This window comes from Veillonella criceti (genome assembly GCF_900460315.1).
Taxonomy (GTDB): Bacteria; Bacillota; Negativicutes; order Veillonellales; family Veillonellaceae; genus Veillonella_A; species Veillonella_A criceti.
The window spans coordinates 1832958-1854223 of record NZ_UHIO01000001.1 but is presented as its reverse complement, the minus strand read 5'-3'; the positions used below and the strand labels follow the sequence as shown (position 1 = coordinate 1854223).

Genomic DNA, 21266 nt, shown 5'->3' with positions numbered 1-21266 from the left:
ATACTTATTATTCATTATACCTTATTTATTACAGTAGGGCTATTTTTACGAATAATTCCAAATTAGAATACTTCACGCTAGGATTTCAACATTAAAAAGCGTATGATATAAATATATTAGCAAAATCAACAATCTTTGTACCTATTTACTATTTACCATCTATCCCTCAAGCTTCACTCAATTATGAAAGGAAACACCATGAACTATCTCATAGAAAATGGCCTAATCTGCACGGCTACACGTCATTTTAAAGGCGATATTATAATCTCTAAGACGATCATCTCAGCCATTACAGAGCCCCTCAAAGGACGGCAACTTGTTGATGACTCCTACGAAATTATTGATGCTACAGACCATTATGTAGTCCCTGGTGGCATTGATCCCCACACGCATTTTGATTTACAGCAATCCCCGCTACATCGCTCTTGTGATGATTTTTATCACGGTGGCCTAGCCGCTGCCTGTGGTGGTACTACTACAATCATTGACCATATGGCCTTTGGCCCTAAAGGTTGTACCCTGCACCACCAATTTGACATATATAAAAAGCTGGCCCAAAGCTGCCCGATTGATTATAGCTTTCACGGTGTTTTTCAGCATATTGATGAGCAAATATTAACTGAAGCTAATGAACTCATCACCCTAGAAGGATTTCCCTCTTTTAAAGCTTATACAACCTATAGTGCCCCCATGCACGATGCCGAACTACTAGCCATTCTCGAACAAATGAAAACAAGTCATGGGCTACTTACAATCCATGCTGAAAATGATGTCATTACAACCTCTTTACGACGTCGCTTATCTAAAAACGAACTCACTCCAGCTAGCCAAGCAACCACTCGACCTAATGTAGCTGAAAGTATAAGTGTCGCCAATGTTCTTGGTTTGGCCAAAACTGCTGGCGATGCCCCTATTTATATCGTCCACTTATCAGCCAAAGAAAGTCTTCGTGAAGTCATGCTAGCCCGTGAAACGAACCAACAAAATATCTTCATAGAAACATGTCCCCAATACCTATTTCTTACAGATTCAAAATTCAGTGACGGTGGTCCTTTAGAGGGGATCAAATATATGTTAGCCCCACCATTGCGCAAACAAGCAGATCAAGCGGCCCTTTGGCAAGGCTTACAAACAGGCGCAATCCAAGTCGTTGCCACTGACCATTGTCCTTTCACCGTTGAAGAAAAACAGGCCTATGTCAATGATTTCCGCCACTGTCCTGGTGGCATTTCAGGCGTAGAGGAACGAATGCCTTTACTATTTAGCGAAGGTGTCTTAACCGGCAAACTTACACCTGAACAATTTGTACAAGTGACCGCTACCAATGCGGCTACAATTTTTGGGCTACCACGCAAAGGGGATATTCAAATCGGCTATGATGCCGATATTGTACTCTTTAATCCTAAAGAATCCCGTACCTTTACGGCTAATACGCTACACACAACCTGTGGGTATTCAGCCTACGAAGGAATGTCTGTTAATGTCACCGTAGCAAAAGTCTTCTTACGCGGTCAATTAATTGCTGAAAATAATACGTTCTGTGGTGAGGCAGGCTATGGTCAGTTAGTCCACCGAAAACGCATATAAAACGTAACAATCACGTCCCAAGGTTTGCTAAGTATTACAATAACCACAAACAGTAAAAAGGAGCTATCCTCGAACTCACTGTAGTTCAAGATAGCTCCTTTTACTATAAAATTTCAATTTTAAGACTTAACTTAAAAATAAACCTGTTAATTTATATTTATTCCGCTGGAATAATAGTACCTTTAAATTTATCAGCAATAAATTGCTTAACGGCCTCTGAATGATACATGTCCGCAATTTTTTTATACGTTGGATTATCTTTATCCTGTTCACGTGCCACCAGATTCATGACTGCTAATGGCTCATCTTTAGGTTCTAAAAAGACGCCTTGTTTAGCCACATCAATACCGGCACTCATGACATAATTCATAGGAATCGCAGCCAAGGTTACATCATCTAAACTACGTGGTAATTGAGCCGCTTCTAACTCTTTAATAACCAGATTTTTTGGATTAGACGTAACATCCGCTAAGGTAGCTTTAAAACCAACGCCCTCTTTTAAAGTAATCAAACCAGCTTTAGCTAGTAATGCTAAACCACGGCCACCATTTGTCGGATCATTAGGAATTGCTACTACGGCTCCTTCTGGCACCTCGTTTACGGATTTAACGGTATTACTATATAAGCCCATACGCATTAAAATCGTTTTACCCACCGATACTAAATGCGCATTATTTTGCTTATTAAAGTTTTCCATAAATGGCACATGTTGATAACTATTAAGTTCCAAATCACCGTCAGCTAACGCTTTATTCGGAGTTACATAATCAGAAAATTCTACCAACTTAACAGTAATCCCTTCTTTAGCCGCTTCCTTAGCTACCGCTTCTACCACTTCAGCATGCGGTCCTGCTGTAGCCCCAATCCGAATTTCTTTAGAACCACTATCACTGCCACAACCAGTAATACCAAGGGCGAGTACGCCCACCAACAAAGGCGCTAACAATTTTTTTACTTTCATGTGTATGACCTCTCTCTTCTTTTGACTACACAATACAACAATAGATACACTGTTTTATTCTCATATAAAACGTCGTATCCAACTACTAATTTCATTGATTTCCAAAAATCCCCACCTGGAATCAACTTATGTATTATCCTATCATACTACGAGGACATAAAACAACCTCATGAGTAGAAAATATGTATCTATCTCATGAGGTTATCTATATTACTTAATTTATTTTCTATCAGCTAAGGCACCTTCAGCACCCAAGCCCTCTTCATGTACAAATTCTTCATGTACAATCGGGCGTTTATACATCCCCAAACCATAATAAAAGGCCGTAATAATCCCGATAAATAACCAACCAACAATTAAAGATACCCGTGTATCTTCATTCCAAATCATCCCAATAGTTACGACTACTAAAAAGGCTAAACAGAAATAATTGGAATACGGATATAAAGGTGACTTAAATGGATGTTGCGCTATAATGTCAGCCCCCCAACGTTTTCTAAACTTAAGCTGCGCCCCTGCTAAAACAAACCACGATACCATAGCAGGAAATACACTTGCACTATAAATATACAAGAACAATTTCGAATCTGGGATTAAATAATTTAATACAACGCCAAATAGCAAAGAAATCATGGATACATAAATCCCATTACGAGGAACCCCCGAATCAGATAATTTAGCAAATATTTTAGGGGCCTGCCCATTTTTAGCTAACGTATACAACATCCGTCCACAACTATAAATGCCACTGTTGCACCCAGATAAAGCAGCTGTTAGGACTACAAAGTTAATAATACCAGCCGCACTAGCAATCCCAACGCGTTGGAACGTCTGTACAAAAGGACTTCCCACAAAACCAAGTTCATTCCATGGATAAATACAAAGGATAACAAAAATAGCTCCTACATAGAAAATCAAGATACGCCATACAATACTTTTTATTGCTTTTACTAACGTATGACGTGGATTCTGCGCTTCACCAGCAGTGATACCTACGAGTTCAACCCCTTGAAACGCAGCAGCCACTACACACATGGCCGCAAGCATACCGCCCCAACCATGAGGCATAAAGCCACCATGAGCCCACAAATTAGAAAATCCAATGGCAACGCCTTCATTTCCAAAGCCGAAGAGAATCATCATCATGCCTACAACAAGCATAAAAACAATTGTCGCTACTTTAATAAGAGCAAACCAGAATTCAAATTCCCCATAGTATTTAACAGAGGCAATATTGGCCGATACAATAATGGCCATCCCTACAAAAGCAGATATCCAGTGCGGTAATTCAGGGAACCAATAACTCATATAAATGCCCACAGCTGTCACTTCCGCTAGCCCTACCGAAATCCACATAAACCAATAACACCAGGCTGTAATAAAGCCTACATAGGGTGAAATATAGCGATAGCCATACGCAGCAAACGAACCTGGCACTGGTTCTAAATACAACATTTCCCCCATAATGCGCATAATTAAGAACATAACTACGCCCGTTAAAGCGTAACATAATAAAACTGAAGGCCCCGCCGTTTGGATAGTACTTGCTGAACCCATAAACAATCCAACCCCAATCGTACCACCAAGGGCAATCATCTCCACGTGACGGGGCTTTAAATTACGTTCTAAACTTTTTCCCGATTCCATAATATTTTTTACTCCTACTCCATTTAGTCAATAATCCTCAATACGTCAACTCCCCATACCATTCCCAACATACCATGACTCAGATTACACGTTAAGCCATTCTTACATTGTATCTAAATTAATACGAAATATCCCCAAAGCTTTGATATTACATGCCCTATCAAAACTATCGCAATACAGCTGGAAATCCATGTTCAGCTAAAGTAGTTAATAAATTCTGCACATGTTTTTCATTCATCGTTTCAATTTCAAGTGCGACATGAACATACCCCACTTCTATATCCCGCTGACTACGATCATGATAGATACTTAAAATATTGGCATTACTATCCGATACAAGTCCGGTAATAGTAGATAAAACATGGGGCTTATCTTGTACTACAATATCAAAATAAGCACGTCGCCAAGATTTTACTAGACCATTATTAATAATCCGATCAATCATATTAACGTCAATATTACCACCACTGACTAAGGCCACGACCTTCTTGCCTTCAATATGATTAATTTTATTATTCATCAAAGCAGCGACTGGACAGGCACCAGCCCCTTCTACCGCTGTTTTCACACGTTCTAGTAAAAATAAAATAGACTCTGCAATTTCAGCTTCACTAACTGTCACAACTTCATCTACATATTTTGACACAATATCGAAGGTAAGCGTCCCTGGCGTTCCTACCGCAATACCATCAGCTAAACTCTTTAACGCTGGCACAGTCGTCACTTTCCCCGCTGCTACAGATTGTTGCATTGAAGGCATATTTTGAGTTTGTACCCCAATAATACGAATATCTGGTTTCACGGCTTTCGCTGCTACAGCAATACCTGAAATAAGACCACCCCCACCAATAGGTACCACAATTACATCGGTATCAGGTAGTTCATCTAAAATTTCAAGACCAATTGTCCCTTGCCCAGCAATAACAACGGGATCATCAAAAGGATGACAGAAGGTAAATCCCTTTTCTTTTTCTAAGGCACATGCTTTTTCATACGCATCAGCATAAAAATCACCAGCTAATACAATATCAGCACCATAACTATGAGTCGCTTCAATTTTTGCAATAGGTGCATTAGAAGGCATACAAATCGTCGCCTTGCAGCCATATTCTTTAGCAGCTAACGCCACCCCTTGCGCATGATTACCTGCCGACGAGGCTACAATCCCACGAGCTCGTTCCTCAGCCGTTAAGGATGCCACTTTATTATAGGCGCCACGCAATTTAAAAGAACCGGTCCGCTGGAAATTTTCCATTTTCAAATGCACTTCACAACCGCAGCGCTCACTGAGTGAGGTAGACTGCATGATAGCAGTCCGCTGTGCAACCCCTTTTAAGCGTTCTTGTGCTTCCTTGACCATGTCCAGAGTAACTAATGATGTCGACATATTAATCCTCCTCATCAAAATAAACCGTTAGCGGTTCTCTCTCTGGCATATAACGATATTTATATTTAGGATATCCTACCATAATGGCCCCAGCTACTGTATACCCATCTGGCACACCTAATAACTCTAACAAGGGCCCATATCCTGCTTGCGCACAATATTCTACAAAACCGGACCAACAACTGCCTAACCCCAAAGAAGGCGCCATTAATTCCGCATATGTAAGAGCAAAATGACCATTATCACGGCCACGCTCTACTAATTTATCCTTAGAAATGGCTAATACAAGAACAGGGGCTTTATGCAAAATAAAGTCTCGTCCTGTCCGATTATAGCGTTTTGCATTGTACGAATAAATTCGCATACGACTATTTTCTTTCCCCAGTGCGCTCATCCAGTTCATCACGGCTTCGCTAATAGCATGTAATGTCTCTTCATTTTGAATGACCCGATATGAAATGCCTTGACTATTAGAGCCTGTTGGTGCCATACGAGCTACATTCAGTAACTTCGTAAGCAACTCTTTAGAAACTGGCTTATCGCTAAATGTACGAATGGAACGACGATATCGTAAAAATTGTTCCGCCTCTTCTGGTGCGGGTACCCTATAATCACCAACTGGCAACTGTTCTTCTCTAGGCGTTACTGAATAATCAATAGCCTTCGTAGGACAAACAGCGACACAATGTCCACAAGAGATACAACTACCTCGACCGGCTTCTGGTCCATGTTCTTTCATTACTAATAATCCTGTTGGGCACTCTGCCACACACATATTACACCGTACACATACATCTGTACGCACAGAAAAGCTCATTATACTTGCCTCCATTCGCATTACTACGCCTAAATTATACTCCTAAATTTCAAATTTGTATACTCTATACGAACATGATTCCTGTCTTACAAAATTTATTCCTTTTAGTCATTTCATCCATTACATTTGAAAATAAGCTAGGCTAAATCAACTGTTACACATAACTAATTATAAATAAGACTACATAAAATATAAAAAATTCAGTACAATAAAAGTAATCTCGCAATATATAAAAGGAGCTAATATATGAACGTATTATCAACTACACGATTAGCATTTCAAGATGCTATCTTTTATCCCGACTTAACAATTCCCCAAGGTAAAATGACTTTTTTACAAGGGCCTAGTGGCTGTGGGAAAAGTACATTATTTCATTTATTTAATGCAACTGTCAACCCCTCTCGAGGGACTATCTATTTTAAAGGTACAGATATTCAAACTATAAATACATTGGAACTCCGCCAACAAATTATTTTAGTGAATCAAGATGTCTTCCTATTCGGAGGAAGTATTAAAGATAACTTCCGAACATTTCATCAGTACCGTAAATCCACGGCCCCAACGGATTCAGAGATGGAACAGTATTTACACATCGCCGTTGCTCCATTTACAGTAAATCAAGCCGTCACTAATTTATCAGGCGGCGAAAAACAACGTGTTTTTAATGCGATTATGCTCTCTTTAGACGCCGATATTTACATGTGGGATGAACCTAGCTCAGCCTTAGATTCGGCAACAGCCATCACCTTTTTTGAACGGCTAAAAAAACACATGCACACCTATAATAAAACCTGCCTAGTTATCTCTCATGACGATGGTCTCTATCCTAAATTTAGTGACCATCTAATTGAACTAAAAGCTAAAGAAAAAGCCCGCAAACTATTCCATATGTAATCACTAGCACACAAAGGGGTATATCTATGACAGAAGCAATTACGATGCAACTAAGTGGTTTCCTATCCATTTATTTATTACTTTTACTTGTAGTCGGTGTATTTAAATATTGCCATATTGACCAAACTAAATTTCTTCTACTCGGCACCATTCAAATGACCGTGCAACTCATTATTGCCGGTTATGTGCTTTTATATATTTTTAAAAATCCCTCACCATTATATATTTTAGCGTACTTATCCCTAATGATTGGATTTGCCGTATTTCGTACCTTGCGAAAAAATCCTTGGCTCAATCGCCGTTTTCAATATATAACGGCCGCCTCCATCATCATCACTTGCTTAACTATTGTTTTATTTATGCTAATAGTAGTTATTCAAAAAAATATCCTTGTACCACAATATATCATTCCTATTAGTGGTATGTTAGTCAGCGCCACAATGAATGGAGCTACACTCGCGCTAAAAGCCTTTAAAGAAGCCTTGGACAGCAACCGGCATCAAATCGAAGTACTTCTAAATATAGGCGCTCATCCCGCTAAAATCTTACGACCTTTTATTAATCAGGCTCTTGAAACGGCTTTTTTACCAACTATGAATTCCATGGTCGGTATGGGTATCATTGCCTTGCCAGGTATGATGACAGGTCAAATTTTAGCGGGTGCTATGCCAAATGAAGCCGTTCTCTACCAAATTACAATTATGGTCGCCAACTGTACTACCGTTTGCCTATCCTCCTTCCTCTTGCTCTACTTTGGTGTGAGAACATTGTGGAATAAAAAATATCAACTTTAACTTTAGGATACGCCGTATAATTTTAAAAGAATAAAAGGATAGTGTACTAGCCGTACCTGCGTTCTTACGAACAAGGGTACTTGCTAGCACACTATCCTTTTATTTTACTTGCTACATTTACGCCGTTCCCCCCAAATATAAAGATGATTTAAGAAAAGGGAAGAACTTTATTTGCTTTTAGGGGCATCATTAAATTTAATATTAGTAATATCACGTTTTTTAGTATCTACATATTCTTTTGTATAAAAATCTTTAATATGTTGTTGAACTTCCTCTTTCAATGATGTAATATCTCCATCTTTAATACGATGTAATACAGTTTTACCACTTACTAATGCATCATTATCTTTATCATACGTGTATTCTAAACCACTTTCATCAACATATAATACTCCATCTCGTTCAGTAAAACTGATGGTTTCCATATCATGAGCTACCAATTTGAACTCATATACTGGTTCTACTTTAGGCAGTAATCCTTGACTATTAGGTCCATCTGGAATAAAAAATGTTATCCAACGATCCCCTCGTTCATATTCATCCCGATTCAAAAAACTACTACCTTTATAAGAATATTTGTAGTCTTTAAAGTCAGCTGCATAGGTATGTTCACTTTTTTTCTCTAATGTAACTACATAAATTGTATCTTGATTATACTCATAGTCTATTTCATTATTTCCTATTGGTGACGCAGTTTCTACATAGCCCCATGTACCAGAAAAATCCTGTGAACTGCCTAAATTGCCACCGCAGCCACTAACAATAAATAGGCTAACCATAGCCAAAGCCATCATCATATAAGTAATACACCGTTTCATAATGACTCCCCCCTATGCAGTTTGACGTCGACGATAAATAACATACCCAATTCCCGCTAATGCTGCAATAACTACAATACCGCCAATAATAGAGCCAAAGCTACTTTCTTTTTTAAATTGGAATTTAATGGTATCACCAGCTGCATAAATGACCGTATCATCATCTTTTAGAAGGCCTTTACCAACACTTTCCTTAATAATTTTGCCATCCACTTCAATGGTCGTTGCACCAGAAGCCTCTCCCAAATTGAAGGTATATACATCAGGATCATCACCATATGGATAAATAACATTAATCTTAGAATTAGAATTTCGGCCAAATACAGCGGCACTCATTTGTGCCAGTTCATCTTTATTATCAAACTTAGCTTCTAATTTCCAAGTCTGTGCTTGTACACCTGGTTTATCTGCATCCAATTCTTTACCATCAGGTCCAATAGCTTCTAATTCAATTTTTTTCAAATCAATTTGTGGTTGTTTTTTTGAACTTTTAGTAACCGCACTTAACAAATCGCCCTTACTAATTGGTACGGGCGCCTGAATGGTAGCGTTCCATTCACCACTAAAATCTGAATCCACCTTAATTTCAGACGTTACTTGCGCACAACCAACTGCTAATAACGCAAATAAAGCTAAACAAAGTAACATCAATCTCTTCATACGTTTCACTCCTTGCTTAACTAAATAGTACCCCATAAAATGAACTTCCCTAATATTCATTTTAAATTCATCTAACTTGATTGTATCATCATTGAGAATGAGAAAGCAAGAAATAAAACTTATTTTAAAATTTTTCTAATTTGTATCATATGAAGCAGAATAACAAGCAAGGATTCTTTTATACTAGAATAGTAAATACAACTATTTTGTTTCTTGTTTTGTTTCCCCTGAACAATAAGCTAATAATGCTGCTAATTTCAAAATCTCAATGCACTTACGTGAGGTATTGATAATTCCTTCATCTCGCAATCGCCGAATATGCCGAGTCAAGTTAACGCGACTCATACCTAATATCTCAGCTAATTCTTCTTGTGATATGGACAAGCTTTTTAACCCCTCTGCGTCTGCTGTAGTCTGTAATAAAAACAAAATATTACAGACTTTTACAAAGCCTGCATTATACTCTTGATGTGCCGTTTCATACAATAATAAATTAATATAGCGAGCATACCAAGAAACCATATGAGGATATAAAGCCCCGACGGTATCTACTAATACTTTAAAATCTGCCCGTGTAAATGATAATACAGTCATTGGCCTGACAGCCTCGGTTACTAATGCTTGTTCAATTTTAAAGTCTAGCTCATGAAATACGGGAAATATAGTGCCTACACCATGATAGGAAATAATTTTACGACGCCCTGTTTCATGTACAATGTAGGTTTTAGCCAATCCCGATTCAATATAATGTATATATTGCAATTGCTCATCCGGTTTCCATAAAAAATCGCCAACACCTAGCTGTTGTTTCACAAAGGGTGCCGTCTTTAAAATAGAGTGTAATTCAATAAAATCATTCATAAAAATGTAACGTGGCAACAACATAAAATTCCCCACCCAATTCGTCAAACTAATTTCACACAATTTTTTTCATTATATCATATACGTAGACCAAGGAGATTTCACTATGAATACTCAAATTAAGAACCACACATTACAATTAGTATATCCGCAATAGCAAGGCGGTGCTAATCCCAACTATCAAGTAGGATCCCAAGTATTATCTGCGCTATTTCCTTTACCAAAAGATTCTGAAAAAATAGAAGTTCCTATTATGGATATGTCTCAAACGACCACCAGTTATGAAAAACAAATTGATAAAAAAATATATGCCGAAGACGTTTTACTAAAACAACAGCAAGCAGCCAAAGCTATTCTTGACGTGAAACAGCCGAGTAAAATAATTACATTCGGCGGGGACTGTTCCATCTCTCAGGTTCCTTTTGATTATCTTCATGGCAAGTACCCAAAAGATACGGCTATTTTATGGCTAGATGCCCATCCTGATATTATGACACCCCAAGACTTCGATCATGAACATGCTATGGTACTAGGCAATTTATTAGGCCATGGTGCACCTAATTTTGCTAAAACAGTTCAACATCCATTTACCCCTGAGCAAGTGCTATATGTAGGCCTTGTTGAAAAAAGTCTATTAGATTTTGAAACAGACTTTTTAAAGGCACATAAATTATCCTATCTAACACCACAAGAGTTAGCCTCTAGCCAATCACTATTACAATGGCTAACAAATAATAAATTTAAACAATTTCTTGTTCATTTGGATTTAGACGTGTTAACTCCTTCAGATTTCCGCAGTCTCCTTTGTAATAAACCTCACCAAGGCCCCGTTGACTATGCCGTAGGGGAAATGACATTAGCCCAAATTAGTCGTTTATTGCTAGATGCATCACAAGTAGCCGACTTAGTAGGCCTCTCTATTGTTGAATATTTGCCGTGGGATATTATCAACTTACGAAATGAATTAAGTAAACTACCTATTTTTAAGTAAAAAGACAGCCTGCTCGAAAAGCCCCTCTCTTCGCAAATAAAAAATACTCCATAACTCAAATAACTTTGTTCGTAAGAACGCGTAACTTGAGTATGGAGTATTTTTTATATTTTATTTATTGGATACAGGACGATCAATCGTACTTGCGTCATTAAATGCATCTTTATCAAAAGTCCCCATAAGTTTATCTACCACAATTGCATTTGTCATAGAACCACTTACATTAAGCATAGTACGGCCCATATCTACGATAGGATCAATAGCTAATACTGGAGAAATCATGCCATAGAAAGCACCTAAACCAGTACCAGACAAGGATACTGAAGCGGCCATAGTCGCAGTACCTGGAATGCCTGCAATCCCCAATGAGCCAAGAGCGATAACGATAACACTCATTACATACATCGTAACATCAAGTTGAACACCTGCTACATTGGCAATGTATACGATACATAAAGCAGGGAAAATACCAGCACAACCTTGCATACCAGCCGTTGTACCAAAACTACCTACTGTATTAGCAGTAGTCGCATTAACACCTAAACGTTTTGTCAACGTATCAACTGTTAACGGTAATACACCCATACTAGAACGGGACGTAAAGGCTAAGAACAAAGGGGCTCTTGCTTTACGGAAGTACATAACTGGACTCACGCCGAAAATAGTAAGCAAGATAGCTTGTACAATCAACATAATAACTACGCCAACGTAAATTAAAACGATGAATAAACCCATATCGGCAATTGCTTGGAAACCTTTAGTAGCCAAAGTACCTGCCAATAAAGCCATAACGCCATAAGGCATTAAACCAATTACAAAATCGGCAACCCAAGAAATGATTAAATGCAATTCATTGAAAAATTTGGTAAACATTTCTAAATCGCTAGTACCTGTTTGTTTAATCAAACGAGCAATCCCACCAATAATAACACCAAATACTACAACGGCGATTACACTCGTGTTCGCCATAGCGGCTACTGGATTTTTAGGAATCAAAGCTCGAATAGTGTCTACTACTGGTTTTACTTCTTTCATTTTAGCTGGTCCATCATTAACGGCCATCATACCTTCACCAAGGTGAGCTAAAGAACCCAAAGCCAAACCAACTATAGCCGCAATAGCTACCATAATAAGGGCTACACCAGCTGTAGACGTAACTAATTTCTTTAAATCAGCTCCATGACTCATGTTTAAAATAACATGAATAATAGAAATAAATACCAATGGAACAACTAGCATTAAGATTAGATCAATGAAGCCACCACCAATTAAGGAGAACCACTTTGTACTTTCCTTAATATAAACGACTTTCATAGGATCATCTGGGAATTGCGCAATAAATTGAACCGCAAAGCCCAATACGGCACCTAATAACGTACCAATGATAACAAGCGTGCCAAAGGCTGTTTGACGACGTTGTAAGAAATAAATATACCCTAACAAAATCGCAAACAAGATGAGTATACCCACTGTAACTGGTGAGCTAATCATCAAAAACTGTTGGAAAAATGGAATATCCACTTTATTTCCTCCTAACTTATTCAATTGTGAATGTGACGTTGATATTATATCATAAGATTTTTTAAATTCCTACTATTTTAATAGAAAATTCCAAAAAAATCCGGTGACAATTGACACAATATGTGCGTTTGCCACCGGAAATATTCATCTACCTATACTAGTCAATTAATCTACTAAAATAAAAGTTACATTAATTGGACCATGAACCCCTACAACACGAACTAACTCAATATCAGCTGTGTTAGAAGGCCCTGAGATGTGTACTACATTAGAAGGAAAGCCTTCTGGGTTATCTTGATATACTTTTTTCAAAGCTGCCATAGATTGTGTCATACGAGGTACAATCGTATTAGTATGAATTACAGCAATGTGACAAAGTGGCAATAAACCTACAGAACGACCACTTGTTTGATCACTTGGTTGAATAACCGTTGCTGTTTCAGCAATACCAAGAATTGGGAACGTAATACCAATTTCAGCCACTTTTGCTTCATCAATATTCGCCTGACGGCCTTTAGCTCCATCCCATTCAAAGAATGTGGCTTTTGTGCCATCTACTTTCGCAAAAGCTTCTTCTAATTTATAGTGTTTAGATTCTTCACAAGACGGATAAATAACTTTACCGCCACCGCGTTCTTCAATTTCTTTCAAGATTGTTTCTACCACATGTGCTTCATCTGTAGTTACATATTTAGTCCCTACTTTTTCACATTCAGCTTTAAACATATCCACAACTTGTTCATGGGAAAGGTCAGAATACATCGTTTCCTGCGGTCCTTTTTCATAAGGGTAAGGAGCTACGAATGTAGGAATCTCTTTACGACCCAACGCATGAGAAACACGGCTTAAAAATGTTTTACGATTTACATCATCCATTGTCCTATCTCCTTACTTACGTTTTTTTCTAGCTTCATATTCTGCATATACATCGCGGAACTTCTTGAGTTTCAATGTATTCATATCTTTCGCTTTTACCCAACCACCAACAACTGGTAAAAGTTTAGTCCAATCTGCCATCTGACCATTTTTACTCATCAACTTCATACCGATAGCACCAAGTTTAGTGCCATAGTCAAATAAGAAGGAGTTACTAAATACAGTGGCCACTGTTTTGAAGATTGCTTCTTCAGCGGCTGGACGAAGATGTGCTTTGTCAGCAATATTTACACGATGTTTCAACAATAATTCATGGAGTGGAATCTTAACTGGACAATGTTCCCAACATTCACCACAAAGTGTCGAAGCATATGGCAAGTCACCTGCTTTTTCATAGCCTACCAATAATGGCGTCAATACAGCGCCCATTGGACCTGGATAAATAGAACCATACGCATGACCTGTGATATGGCGATAGACTGGGCAAATGTTCATGCACGCACCACAACGGATACAACGAAGCATAGAATTAAATTCGCCACCTAAAATATTGGAACGACCATTGTCTATAATTACAATATGTAATTCTTCTGGACCATCAGCTTCACCAGCTTTAGCAGGACCTGTAATCATGGAGAAGTAATTGGAAATCTTCGCCCCTACAGAGGAACGAATCAACAATTCCATCATTACATCAAGACCAGCAAAATCAGGCACAATACGTTCCATCCCCATAAGACAAATCATTGTCTTAGGCATGGAGCTACTCATACGACCATTACCTTCATTAGATACAATCGTAATAGACCCTGTTTCGGCTACAGCAAAGTTGCAACCAGTGAAACCAATATCAGCACGAAGGAAACGATCACGAATACGTTTACGTACAAAACGAGTCATTTCTTCTGGATCTTCTGTACCTTCATAACCTAATTTATCATGGAACGTTTCACGAATACGTTCGCGCGCAAAGTGCAAAGCTGGTACTACGATATGAGATGGTGGATTCCAATCAGCCGTTTGTAAAATAAATTCTGCCAAGTCTGTTTCATTAACTTCTACGCCTGCATTCATTAATGCTTCGTTCAAGCTAATCTCTTCAGACACCATGGTTTTACCTTTTACAACCATCTTAGCATTTTTTTCACGAACAACTTGAAGCACATAATCATTAGCTTCTTTGGCATCGCGAGCAAAATGTACTTTTGCACCGGCTTTAGTTGCATTTTCAGCAAATTGATTCAAATAGTAATCTAAGTTACTTAATACATGGTCACGAAGTTCTGCCGCTTCATCACGAAATTCTTCCCATTCAGGCACTTGGTCAACCAAGGCTTTACGTTTCGCATAAAAAACATCTTGCGCTTTTTGAATGGCCTTTACCTTAAAGTCATTGGCAAGAACATCAGCAACGCGAGTTTTAAATGGACGTTGATCATATAAAATAGCCATTTTCAGTTCCTCCTAACGACTAGCGAGAATTCAATAATTCTGCAATGTGCATTACTTTAATACGGCGATCAATTTCACCATCTTTGTAAAGGCGGTCAAGCATACCTTCAATGTTCATAAGGCAAGCCTGGTCACTACCAGCTACAACATTAGCACCAGAATTATAAATATTCATTGCTTTCTCGCGTGTCATAACAGCAGAAATTTCTGGCTGTTTTACGGTAAAGGTACCACCGAAACCACAGCAACCTTCAGCTCGATTCATTGGTAAATATTCAAGCCCTTTGATATTTTCCAATAATTTCATAGGTTGTTCTTTAACACCCATTAAACGAGTTACGTGACAAGATTTATGATATGTTACTTTATCATTGAAAGTAGCACCTACATCAGTAACACCCAATACATCTACAATAAATTCAGTAAACTCATAAATACGTTCACTTACTTTAGCCGCCCGTGCCAACCACTCTGGCTCATCAGCTAAAATATGGCGGTATTCATCACGAATCGCAAAGGCACAAGAACCAGACATACTCACGATATACTCAGCATCTTCAAAGACTTCAATTGTATTCTTGATAGCCCCTTTTGCCGCATCATTATACCCGGAGTTAACAAACATCTGCCCACAGCATACTTGCTTCTTAGGCACTGTTAAGTCACAGCCCAATCGTTCTAATACCTGTACGCCGGCCATCCCCACATGGGGATAAAACATGTCAATCAAACATTGTGAAAATAAATGAATTTTCATTTCCTCACATCCTCAACTTTCCTACGTACTTACACTTACTTAGATTACCCACACTTGCGCATACTCACTTTCTAATTCTCAAAATTGAAAAAGATTCATCCTCTGTATTCGCACGGAAATCATTACTAATATTATATAGAATAAAGAAAATTCTGTCCAAAGAATTGCGATATTAGCAAATACTTGATTCTATATGCACTAAACGCATACCTTGAATATATATAAGTAAAATGAATTTATTCTACACAATTCAAAATCGACATTTGATAAACGCCCTTGATTATTAGCCTTATATATACCTTTAACGGCCTGCTACTTCGTGATATAATCAAAGTATTCAAACAGTATTTCCAATTCCTTATGTGCATGTTACATAAGACAATCTATCATGAATTAGAAAGGGGTTTCTCAATGAAAACAAAATCCTTATCACTCGCTGTATTAGTGGCTACCTTATTAACAACTACATCCTTTACTAGCTTAGCCGCTGATGAAACAACAACCAGCCAAACAACGGCTACTACCGTTAGCTCATCAACGACCGACAATGCTGTTTCCACAACTAAAACTACAACCGTAGCGACTGATGCTGATGGTGATACTACTACAACCACAACAACTACGGTCAAAACAAAAGACTTAACAGATGCAGACAAAAAAAAGGCTGTTTTAATAACAGAAATGAACAAAAAAGCGGCGGCTTATGCAGCCGAACAAGAAGCTAAAGGGTTCAAAGATGTAAAAAATCATTGGGCTGCTATACAAATCAATACATTCCTTGAAGAAGGCATTCTATCCGGTAACGGTCAAGGCTTATTCCATCCTGATGAAGTGTTGAAAACAGCCGATGCCACTTCCTTATACAATAAATTAATAGCAGCAGATAAAGCCAAAGAAGCATCTAAAGTAGCCAAAGATGCAAAAGAAGCCAAAACTAATAAAAAAACTACTGCTAATACAGTTAAAGAAATTACAGGCAATGAACTACTCGCCCCATTTGCTAAAGAGGAAACTTTGACGCGCGAAGAATTTGCCCAAACCGCAGCCCAATACTTAGCCTATAAAGATGAACTTGCTAAAGCGGCCATTAAAAGCAAAACAAAAGCAAAAGAATATGCGCCTCATATCGTAGTTAAACCTGAAAACGTTACATTCCCTGATGAAAGTAAAATCAATAGCGATTATAAAGACGCTATTATTATCTTAGCCAGCCGTGGCATGGTGGCCTCTGGTGGGGACTCTAATTTCTTCCGTCCTACTGACGATATTACACGAGCTGAAGCAGTTGCAATTCTATTCCGAATTGATAAAAACTTACCAATTAGCTCCACTACAAATAAAACAAGTGACAATGGTAAAACTACAAGCAATAAAGAAACAACAAGTACAACGACAACGACCAAAAGCACTACAACAACGACTACAGTGCCATCAAATCAAACAGTAACTGCTAAACCAACAACAGATTTAGAAGCACAATCAGAGTTAGAAAACAAAGTATTTAAAAAACTTAATACGTTGTACAAAACACCAGGTAATTTCCAAAACTTTGGCGTAATGTACTGGCAAAATAATGTCCTCCATGTAGCCTTCAAAAGTGATGACGATTTAGCAAAATTTGAAGATATCTTGGCTAAGGATGAAAAGAATACCGACGAAGATAAGATTGCCTTGGCAAAACAAATTCACTTAGAATCCACTGAATATAGTCAGGCAGAATATGATCGTATCGAAGCTAACTTCCGCACTTATTATGCGAAAAAACAACCAGCAGGTACCATTTTAGCCGCCTACCCAAGTGTAGTCCACAACCAATTAGTTGTTCGTATCGATAAAGGCTTTGATTATATGAATGAATCTATCCGCAATGCTTTTGGTAACAAGGTTCATGTTTTCCTCATAGCCAACAATCCTAAAAGTTCTGATACAACAACCAAGCCTACTACACGATAATTGAAGGAGTTTTCATTACATGCTGGCAACACGATTACAACGGCAAGATGTACTCTATCTAATAGCCATTGGACTTTGGTTACTCTTAGCCTATGGCCTCTTTACTTGGAACTTCCCCATAACCGATACGGTAGAGTCCAATTATACATTAAGTGCCGTCAATATGCTGCAACATCACAGCTATGTATCCCCTATGATTTATGACCAATATTGGTATGATAAACCAATTTGGACCTATTGGATGCTGATGGCTTCCTTTAGTACTTTTGGCGTGTCGGATTTTACGGCACGCCTCCCCTTTATTTGTTGCGCCGCTTTAAACGGTATGATGATGTACTATGGCGTCCGTATTATTACGCAACACCGTACACTCGCCTTATGGAGTGCCATACTTTTAGGAACATCCCTAGAATTTTGGTATATTAGTCACGCCATTTTAACAGATGGTTATCTATTCTTATTTACGCAGGGTATTTTATATTTTGCTTACTTGGCGTTTAACACAGTACGAGCTACAAAGGTATCTCTTCAAGATATCAAATCAGCTAAACATCATATAATGATAGCCTATGCTTTTGCTGGCTTGGCCGTTCTCACCAAAGGCCCCGTAGGCATCGTATTGCCCGGCCTTATTCTGCTTGCCTACGTATTTTTATTTCAACGAACTAAACAAACTGTGACCTTACTATTTGCACCACAAGGGTGGTTCCTCTTTGCTTTAGTAGCGCTACCATGGTATCTACTCATGTATATCTACCATGGTATGAATTTTATCGAAGGCTTCCTTGGTCTCCACAATGTTGTTCGAGCTACAATTCCTGAGCATCCAGAACAAAACTGGTGGTTTCTCTATCTAGTACTCTGGCCCGTATCGCTACTGCCCTGGACAGGTCTTACCCTTTATGAATTACGCTATGGTACTCGAAATCCTTGGCGAATCTATTTACTCACTTGGGGCCTCGGCGTCTTTTTATTCTATAATGTAATGGCAACCAAATATTTAACCTATACGTTTCTTTGTCTTATCCCTTTCGTTATTTTAACCGCCCAAGGGTATCTAACAACCAAGCAACACCACCAAGCATCCACCGATTATTATGGCGGATGGCCAATCCTATTCCCTGGCACATTATTTTTCCTCATAATCACAATAACCCTGTGGATACTAGGTGCTCCGCAAGCCCAAGATCCTATGAATCCTACAGCCATGGGATTATCCCACTTCATAGCCATCTTAACTAGTGGTACTCTTTTAGCCTGTCTGCCATTAGGCTATGCTTGGCTGAAACGTCAGCTTAAGCTCTCTATGCTAAGTACAGCTCTCAGTGCTAGTATACTGTATCTTTTATTGCTTATTTTATTACCACCAATTGTCGATGATGCCTCTACCGCACAATTAGCTAAAACTTTACCTTTAACCAATACAACAAAAGTCTTTTACTATCGTGATTATCGCACATCGCTAGTATATTATAGTAAACATCCCGTAACCCAGATTCTAAATCCTCACGAAGAAGCGTCTATCTGGAGTGAAGGTAAAAATATAATGCCTATCGCTACGGTGGCTGAAACGACACAAGCAATTCAAACTACTACAGATTTTATTATCTGCGTACCTCGTAAATACAAAACCGACTTTTTACAGACAACCTTAAGTTCCTACGTTGTAGAAGCCGGACAAGTAGAAAATGTCATTATTTTTAAATCAAAATATTAATTATACACTGTTTCATCATTTGGGAGGCTTTTTATGTCCAAATTTTTTCACACAAAATCAGCAGCATGGCTCTGCGCACTGTTGCTTACCAGTACCACTGTTGGAGCCAATACAGTAACAATAACTGATGACCAAGATTACACCGAAGCTGGCTACAGTCCTGTCCGCGTTGTTAAAGAAGCAAGTAATGAAACCACTTTTGGTCCTTTAACGCTAAATTATTATATGCAAAATAATACAGCCCAGGCCTTAGGAAAGGCCTCTAGAGACCAACAATTACAAAATTCACAACAAACAAAGGATGCAAGTAACACGAAAACAGTAACAACTCAAACAAATACATTACCAGCAAGCAACGAAAAAGCCCCGCAAAATGAGACATCAAAACCAACAGGCCAAATCCAATTACTACCGTCTTTCAAAAATTCATCGGCTAATACTAACGCAGATAGTGCCATTTTCACAGGAACAGCACAACCATCCGTATTCCAAGAAGCACGTAAATACACATTTATTGATGTACCCGCTGATTATTGGGCGGCCACTTCTATTGCCGTTATGACGAATCAAGAACTTATTTCAGGTTACAGCGATAACACGTTCCGCCCAGATAAACCGATTACCCGTGAAGAAGTAGCCTCTTTATTTAGTAATCTAATTTCTGATGAATCGCCTATTATGTTGGCTAGCTCTTTCAAAGATATTACCTCTGACCGCTGGTCAGCTAATGCCATTGAACGCGTAGCACAACTTAATATCATCAGTGGTTATGGTGATAAAACCTATCGTCCAGAACGCTTTATGTCCCGTCAAGAATTTGCCGTTGTAGCCAATAATTATATTCATTACTTAGGCTACACAACAGAAGATCTTACAACACTTGATGCTATCCACTACAACGATCAGAAATTTATAGCCCCTTGGGCCCAAGATGCCGTTCGTGAACTCGCTAGTCTTGGTTTCTTACACTATCAGTCACGCCTACTGTTTAGTCCTGAAAAATATATCACTCGTGCTGAAGCTACTGAAATTATGTATCGCGTAACCAATAGTAGTTCAGCGGTAGCCTTACGTGAAAAAATCTTACATCAACAGATTGAAAACAAAATGATTACACTTGTTGAACGAACTTTTGGCAAAGGCTATATATTCCGCACACATGGTGCTATGTTCTGGCAAAACAATAAATTAGTCGCCGCCTTGAAATCGGAAGCAGATGCTAAGAAATTAGGCGCCGCCCTCGCATTTACTAAGGATAAAAACTTAGTCAATAATGTACAAGTTACCATAGGGAATTTAACAGAAATCGAACTTGGTAAATTGCAGACTGACGTTGCTTATTTTTACAACCAACAAGAACCAACTGGCTCGATTATAGCGGTAACCCCCAATAAAAATGCATCCGGCTTAGTACTAATCGTTGATGAATTAAAAGCGGATACGATTAAAGCTTTCACCAAAAAATTTGGAAATAAAGTGGAAATCAGCTTGCCTACCAATAACAATCCACAACTATAATATTACAAAAAAGGTCTAAGAGTTTATATAGCGACCGTTGCTAGTGTACCTAGCC

General features: G+C 38.5%; 18 protein-coding genes. 7 read left to right on the top strand and 11 right to left on the bottom strand.

Annotated features, from left to right (window positions below; all coding sequences use genetic code 11):
* Window positions 1–198 precede the first annotated feature (198 nt).
* Entirely contained in the window at window positions 199–1587 is a 1389-nt protein-coding gene (hydA, locus tag DYE54_RS08210; RefSeq protein WP_115310774.1) for a dihydropyrimidinase, read from the top strand.
* A 157-nt stretch (window positions 1588–1744) separates the two neighbouring features.
* Here hydA and DYE54_RS08205 read toward each other — a convergent pair whose 3' ends face one another.
* From DYE54_RS08205 to DYE54_RS08190, 4 genes are all read right to left on the bottom strand, one after another.
* On the bottom strand, window positions 1745–2548 hold the full coding sequence (locus DYE54_RS08205; protein ID WP_115310773.1) for a MetQ/NlpA family ABC transporter substrate-binding protein: 804 nt from the start codon (window positions 2546–2548) through the stop codon (window positions 1745–1747).
* Window positions 2549–2767: 219 nt separating this feature from the next.
* On the bottom strand, window positions 2768–4195 hold the full coding sequence (locus tag DYE54_RS08200) for an amino acid permease (RefSeq protein ID WP_115310772.1): 1428 nt from the start codon (window positions 4193–4195) through the stop codon (window positions 2768–2770).
* A gap of 166 nt (window positions 4196–4361) precedes the next feature.
* Window positions 4362–5582: a threonine ammonia-lyase gene (ilvA, locus tag DYE54_RS08195; protein ID WP_115310771.1), complete on the bottom strand. Its 1221-nt coding sequence runs from the start codon at window positions 5580–5582 to the stop codon at window positions 4362–4364.
* A gap of 1 nt (window position 5583) precedes the next feature.
* On the bottom strand, window positions 5584–6399 hold the full coding sequence (locus DYE54_RS08190) for a nitroreductase family protein (protein WP_115310770.1): 816 nt from the start codon (window positions 6397–6399) through the stop codon (window positions 5584–5586).
* 246 nt (window positions 6400–6645) lie between these two features.
* On the opposite strand from DYE54_RS08190, the gene DYE54_RS08185 reads away from it, so the two are divergent.
* The gene (locus DYE54_RS08185; RefSeq protein ID WP_115310769.1) at window positions 6646–7293 is read left to right on the top strand and encodes an ABC transporter ATP-binding protein; all 648 of its coding nucleotides are present in this window, start codon (window positions 6646–6648) and stop codon (window positions 7291–7293) included.
* 26 nt (window positions 7294–7319) lie between these two features.
* Window positions 7320–8087 carry an ABC transporter permease gene (locus DYE54_RS08180; protein WP_115310768.1) on the top strand — a complete coding sequence of 256 codons (768 nt, stop codon included), beginning with the start codon at window positions 7320–7322 and terminating at the stop codon, window positions 8085–8087.
* Between the two features lie 167 nt (window positions 8088–8254).
* Here the strand turns inward: DYE54_RS08180 and DYE54_RS08175 are convergent, their stop codons facing one another.
* The 3 genes from DYE54_RS08175 to DYE54_RS08165 all read right to left on the bottom strand — a co-directional run bounded on the left by DYE54_RS08175 (window position 8255) and on the right by DYE54_RS08165 (window position 10450).
* On the bottom strand, window positions 8255–8905 hold the full coding sequence (locus tag DYE54_RS08175; protein WP_115310767.1) for a hypothetical protein: 651 nt from the start codon (window positions 8903–8905) through the stop codon (window positions 8255–8257).
* 12 nt (window positions 8906–8917) lie between these two features.
* Window positions 8918–9565, bottom strand: a complete 648-nt coding sequence (locus tag DYE54_RS08170) for a hypothetical protein (protein ID WP_115310766.1) — start codon at window positions 9563–9565, stop codon at window positions 8918–8920.
* 201 nt (window positions 9566–9766) lie between these two features.
* Window positions 9767–10450 (bottom strand): Crp/Fnr family transcriptional regulator, encoded by a 684-nt coding sequence (locus DYE54_RS08165; RefSeq protein WP_115310765.1) that lies wholly within the window; start codon window positions 10448–10450, stop codon window positions 9767–9769.
* A 229-nt stretch (window positions 10451–10679) separates the two neighbouring features.
* Between DYE54_RS08165 and DYE54_RS08160 the strand changes: the two genes are divergently transcribed.
* On the top strand, window positions 10680–11417 hold the full coding sequence (locus DYE54_RS08160) for an arginase family protein (protein WP_218564766.1): 738 nt from the start codon (window positions 10680–10682) through the stop codon (window positions 11415–11417).
* A gap of 111 nt (window positions 11418–11528) precedes the next feature.
* Here DYE54_RS08160 and DYE54_RS08155 read toward each other — a convergent pair whose 3' ends face one another.
* The 4 genes from DYE54_RS08155 to DYE54_RS08140 form a co-directional block, all read right to left on the bottom strand.
* Window positions 11529–12938 carry a cation:dicarboxylate symporter family transporter gene (locus DYE54_RS08155; RefSeq protein ID WP_115310764.1) on the bottom strand — a complete coding sequence of 470 codons (1410 nt, stop codon included), beginning with the start codon at window positions 12936–12938 and terminating at the stop codon, window positions 11529–11531.
* A 165-nt stretch (window positions 12939–13103) separates the two neighbouring features.
* On the bottom strand, window positions 13104–13814 hold the full coding sequence (locus DYE54_RS08150) for a LutC/YkgG family protein (protein WP_115310763.1): 711 nt from the start codon (window positions 13812–13814) through the stop codon (window positions 13104–13106).
* Between the two features lie 12 nt (window positions 13815–13826).
* Complete coding sequence (locus tag DYE54_RS08145; protein ID WP_115310762.1) at window positions 13827–15266, bottom strand: LutB/LldF family L-lactate oxidation iron-sulfur protein; 1440 nt, start codon at window positions 15264–15266, stop codon at window positions 13827–13829.
* A 19-nt stretch (window positions 15267–15285) separates the two neighbouring features.
* On the bottom strand, window positions 15286–16023 hold the full coding sequence (locus tag DYE54_RS08140) for a (Fe-S)-binding protein (RefSeq protein WP_115310761.1): 738 nt from the start codon (window positions 16021–16023) through the stop codon (window positions 15286–15288).
* A 411-nt stretch (window positions 16024–16434) separates the two neighbouring features.
* Here DYE54_RS08140 and DYE54_RS08135 point away from each other — a divergent pair, with 411 nt between their 5' ends.
* From DYE54_RS08135 to DYE54_RS08125, 3 genes are read left to right on the top strand one after another with little or no spacing between them, the layout of a single operon-like run.
* Complete coding sequence (locus DYE54_RS08135; RefSeq protein WP_172460582.1) at window positions 16435–17976, top strand: S-layer homology domain-containing protein; 1542 nt, start codon at window positions 16435–16437, stop codon at window positions 17974–17976.
* 19 nt (window positions 17977–17995) lie between these two features.
* Window positions 17996–19693, top strand: coding sequence for an ArnT family glycosyltransferase (locus DYE54_RS08130; protein ID WP_115310759.1), 1698 nt, complete (start codon window positions 17996–17998; stop codon window positions 19691–19693).
* Between the two features lie 33 nt (window positions 19694–19726).
* On the top strand, window positions 19727–21211 hold the full coding sequence (locus DYE54_RS08125) for an S-layer homology domain-containing protein (RefSeq protein WP_115310758.1): 1485 nt from the start codon (window positions 19727–19729) through the stop codon (window positions 21209–21211).
* The last annotated feature ends 55 nt before the right edge of the window (window positions 21212–21266 follow it).

Coding starts and splice junctions, on each gene's coding strand:
- DYE54_RS08185 (WP_115310769.1), top strand. CDS start 6,646: ATGAACGTATTATCAACTACACGATTAGCATTTCAAGATGCTATCTTT.
- DYE54_RS08165 (WP_115310765.1), bottom strand. CDS start 10,450: ATGTTGTTGCCACGTTACATTTTTATGAATGATTTTATTGAATTACAC.
- DYE54_RS08175 (WP_115310767.1), bottom strand. CDS start 8,905: ATGAAACGGTGTATTACTTATATGATGATGGCTTTGGCTATGGTTAGC.
- DYE54_RS08130 (WP_115310759.1), top strand. CDS start 17,996: ATGCTGGCAACACGATTACAACGGCAAGATGTACTCTATCTAATAGCC.
- DYE54_RS08140 (WP_115310761.1), bottom strand. CDS start 16,023: ATGAAAATTCATTTATTTTCACAATGTTTGATTGACATGTTTTATCCC.
- hydA (WP_115310774.1), top strand. CDS start 199: ATGAACTATCTCATAGAAAATGGCCTAATCTGCACGGCTACACGTCAT.
- DYE54_RS08200 (WP_115310772.1), bottom strand. CDS start 4,195: ATGGAATCGGGAAAAAGTTTAGAACGTAATTTAAAGCCCCGTCACGTG.
- DYE54_RS08190 (WP_115310770.1), bottom strand. CDS start 6,399: ATGAGCTTTTCTGTGCGTACAGATGTATGTGTACGGTGTAATATGTGT.
- DYE54_RS08135 (WP_172460582.1), top strand. CDS start 16,435: ATGAAAACAAAATCCTTATCACTCGCTGTATTAGTGGCTACCTTATTA.
- DYE54_RS08205 (WP_115310773.1), bottom strand. CDS start 2,548: ATGAAAGTAAAAAAATTGTTAGCGCCTTTGTTGGTGGGCGTACTCGCC.
- DYE54_RS08180 (WP_115310768.1), top strand. CDS start 7,320: ATGACAGAAGCAATTACGATGCAACTAAGTGGTTTCCTATCCATTTAT.
- DYE54_RS08160 (WP_218564766.1), top strand. CDS start 10,680: ATGGATATGTCTCAAACGACCACCAGTTATGAAAAACAAATTGATAAA.
- DYE54_RS08125 (WP_115310758.1), top strand. CDS start 19,727: ATGTCCAAATTTTTTCACACAAAATCAGCAGCATGGCTCTGCGCACTG.
- DYE54_RS08170 (WP_115310766.1), bottom strand. CDS start 9,565: ATGAAGAGATTGATGTTACTTTGTTTAGCTTTATTTGCGTTATTAGCA.
- DYE54_RS08150 (WP_115310763.1), bottom strand. CDS start 13,814: ATGGATGATGTAAATCGTAAAACATTTTTAAGCCGTGTTTCTCATGCG.
- DYE54_RS08145 (WP_115310762.1), bottom strand. CDS start 15,266: ATGGCTATTTTATATGATCAACGTCCATTTAAAACTCGCGTTGCTGAT.
- ilvA (WP_115310771.1), bottom strand. CDS start 5,582: ATGTCGACATCATTAGTTACTCTGGACATGGTCAAGGAAGCACAAGAA.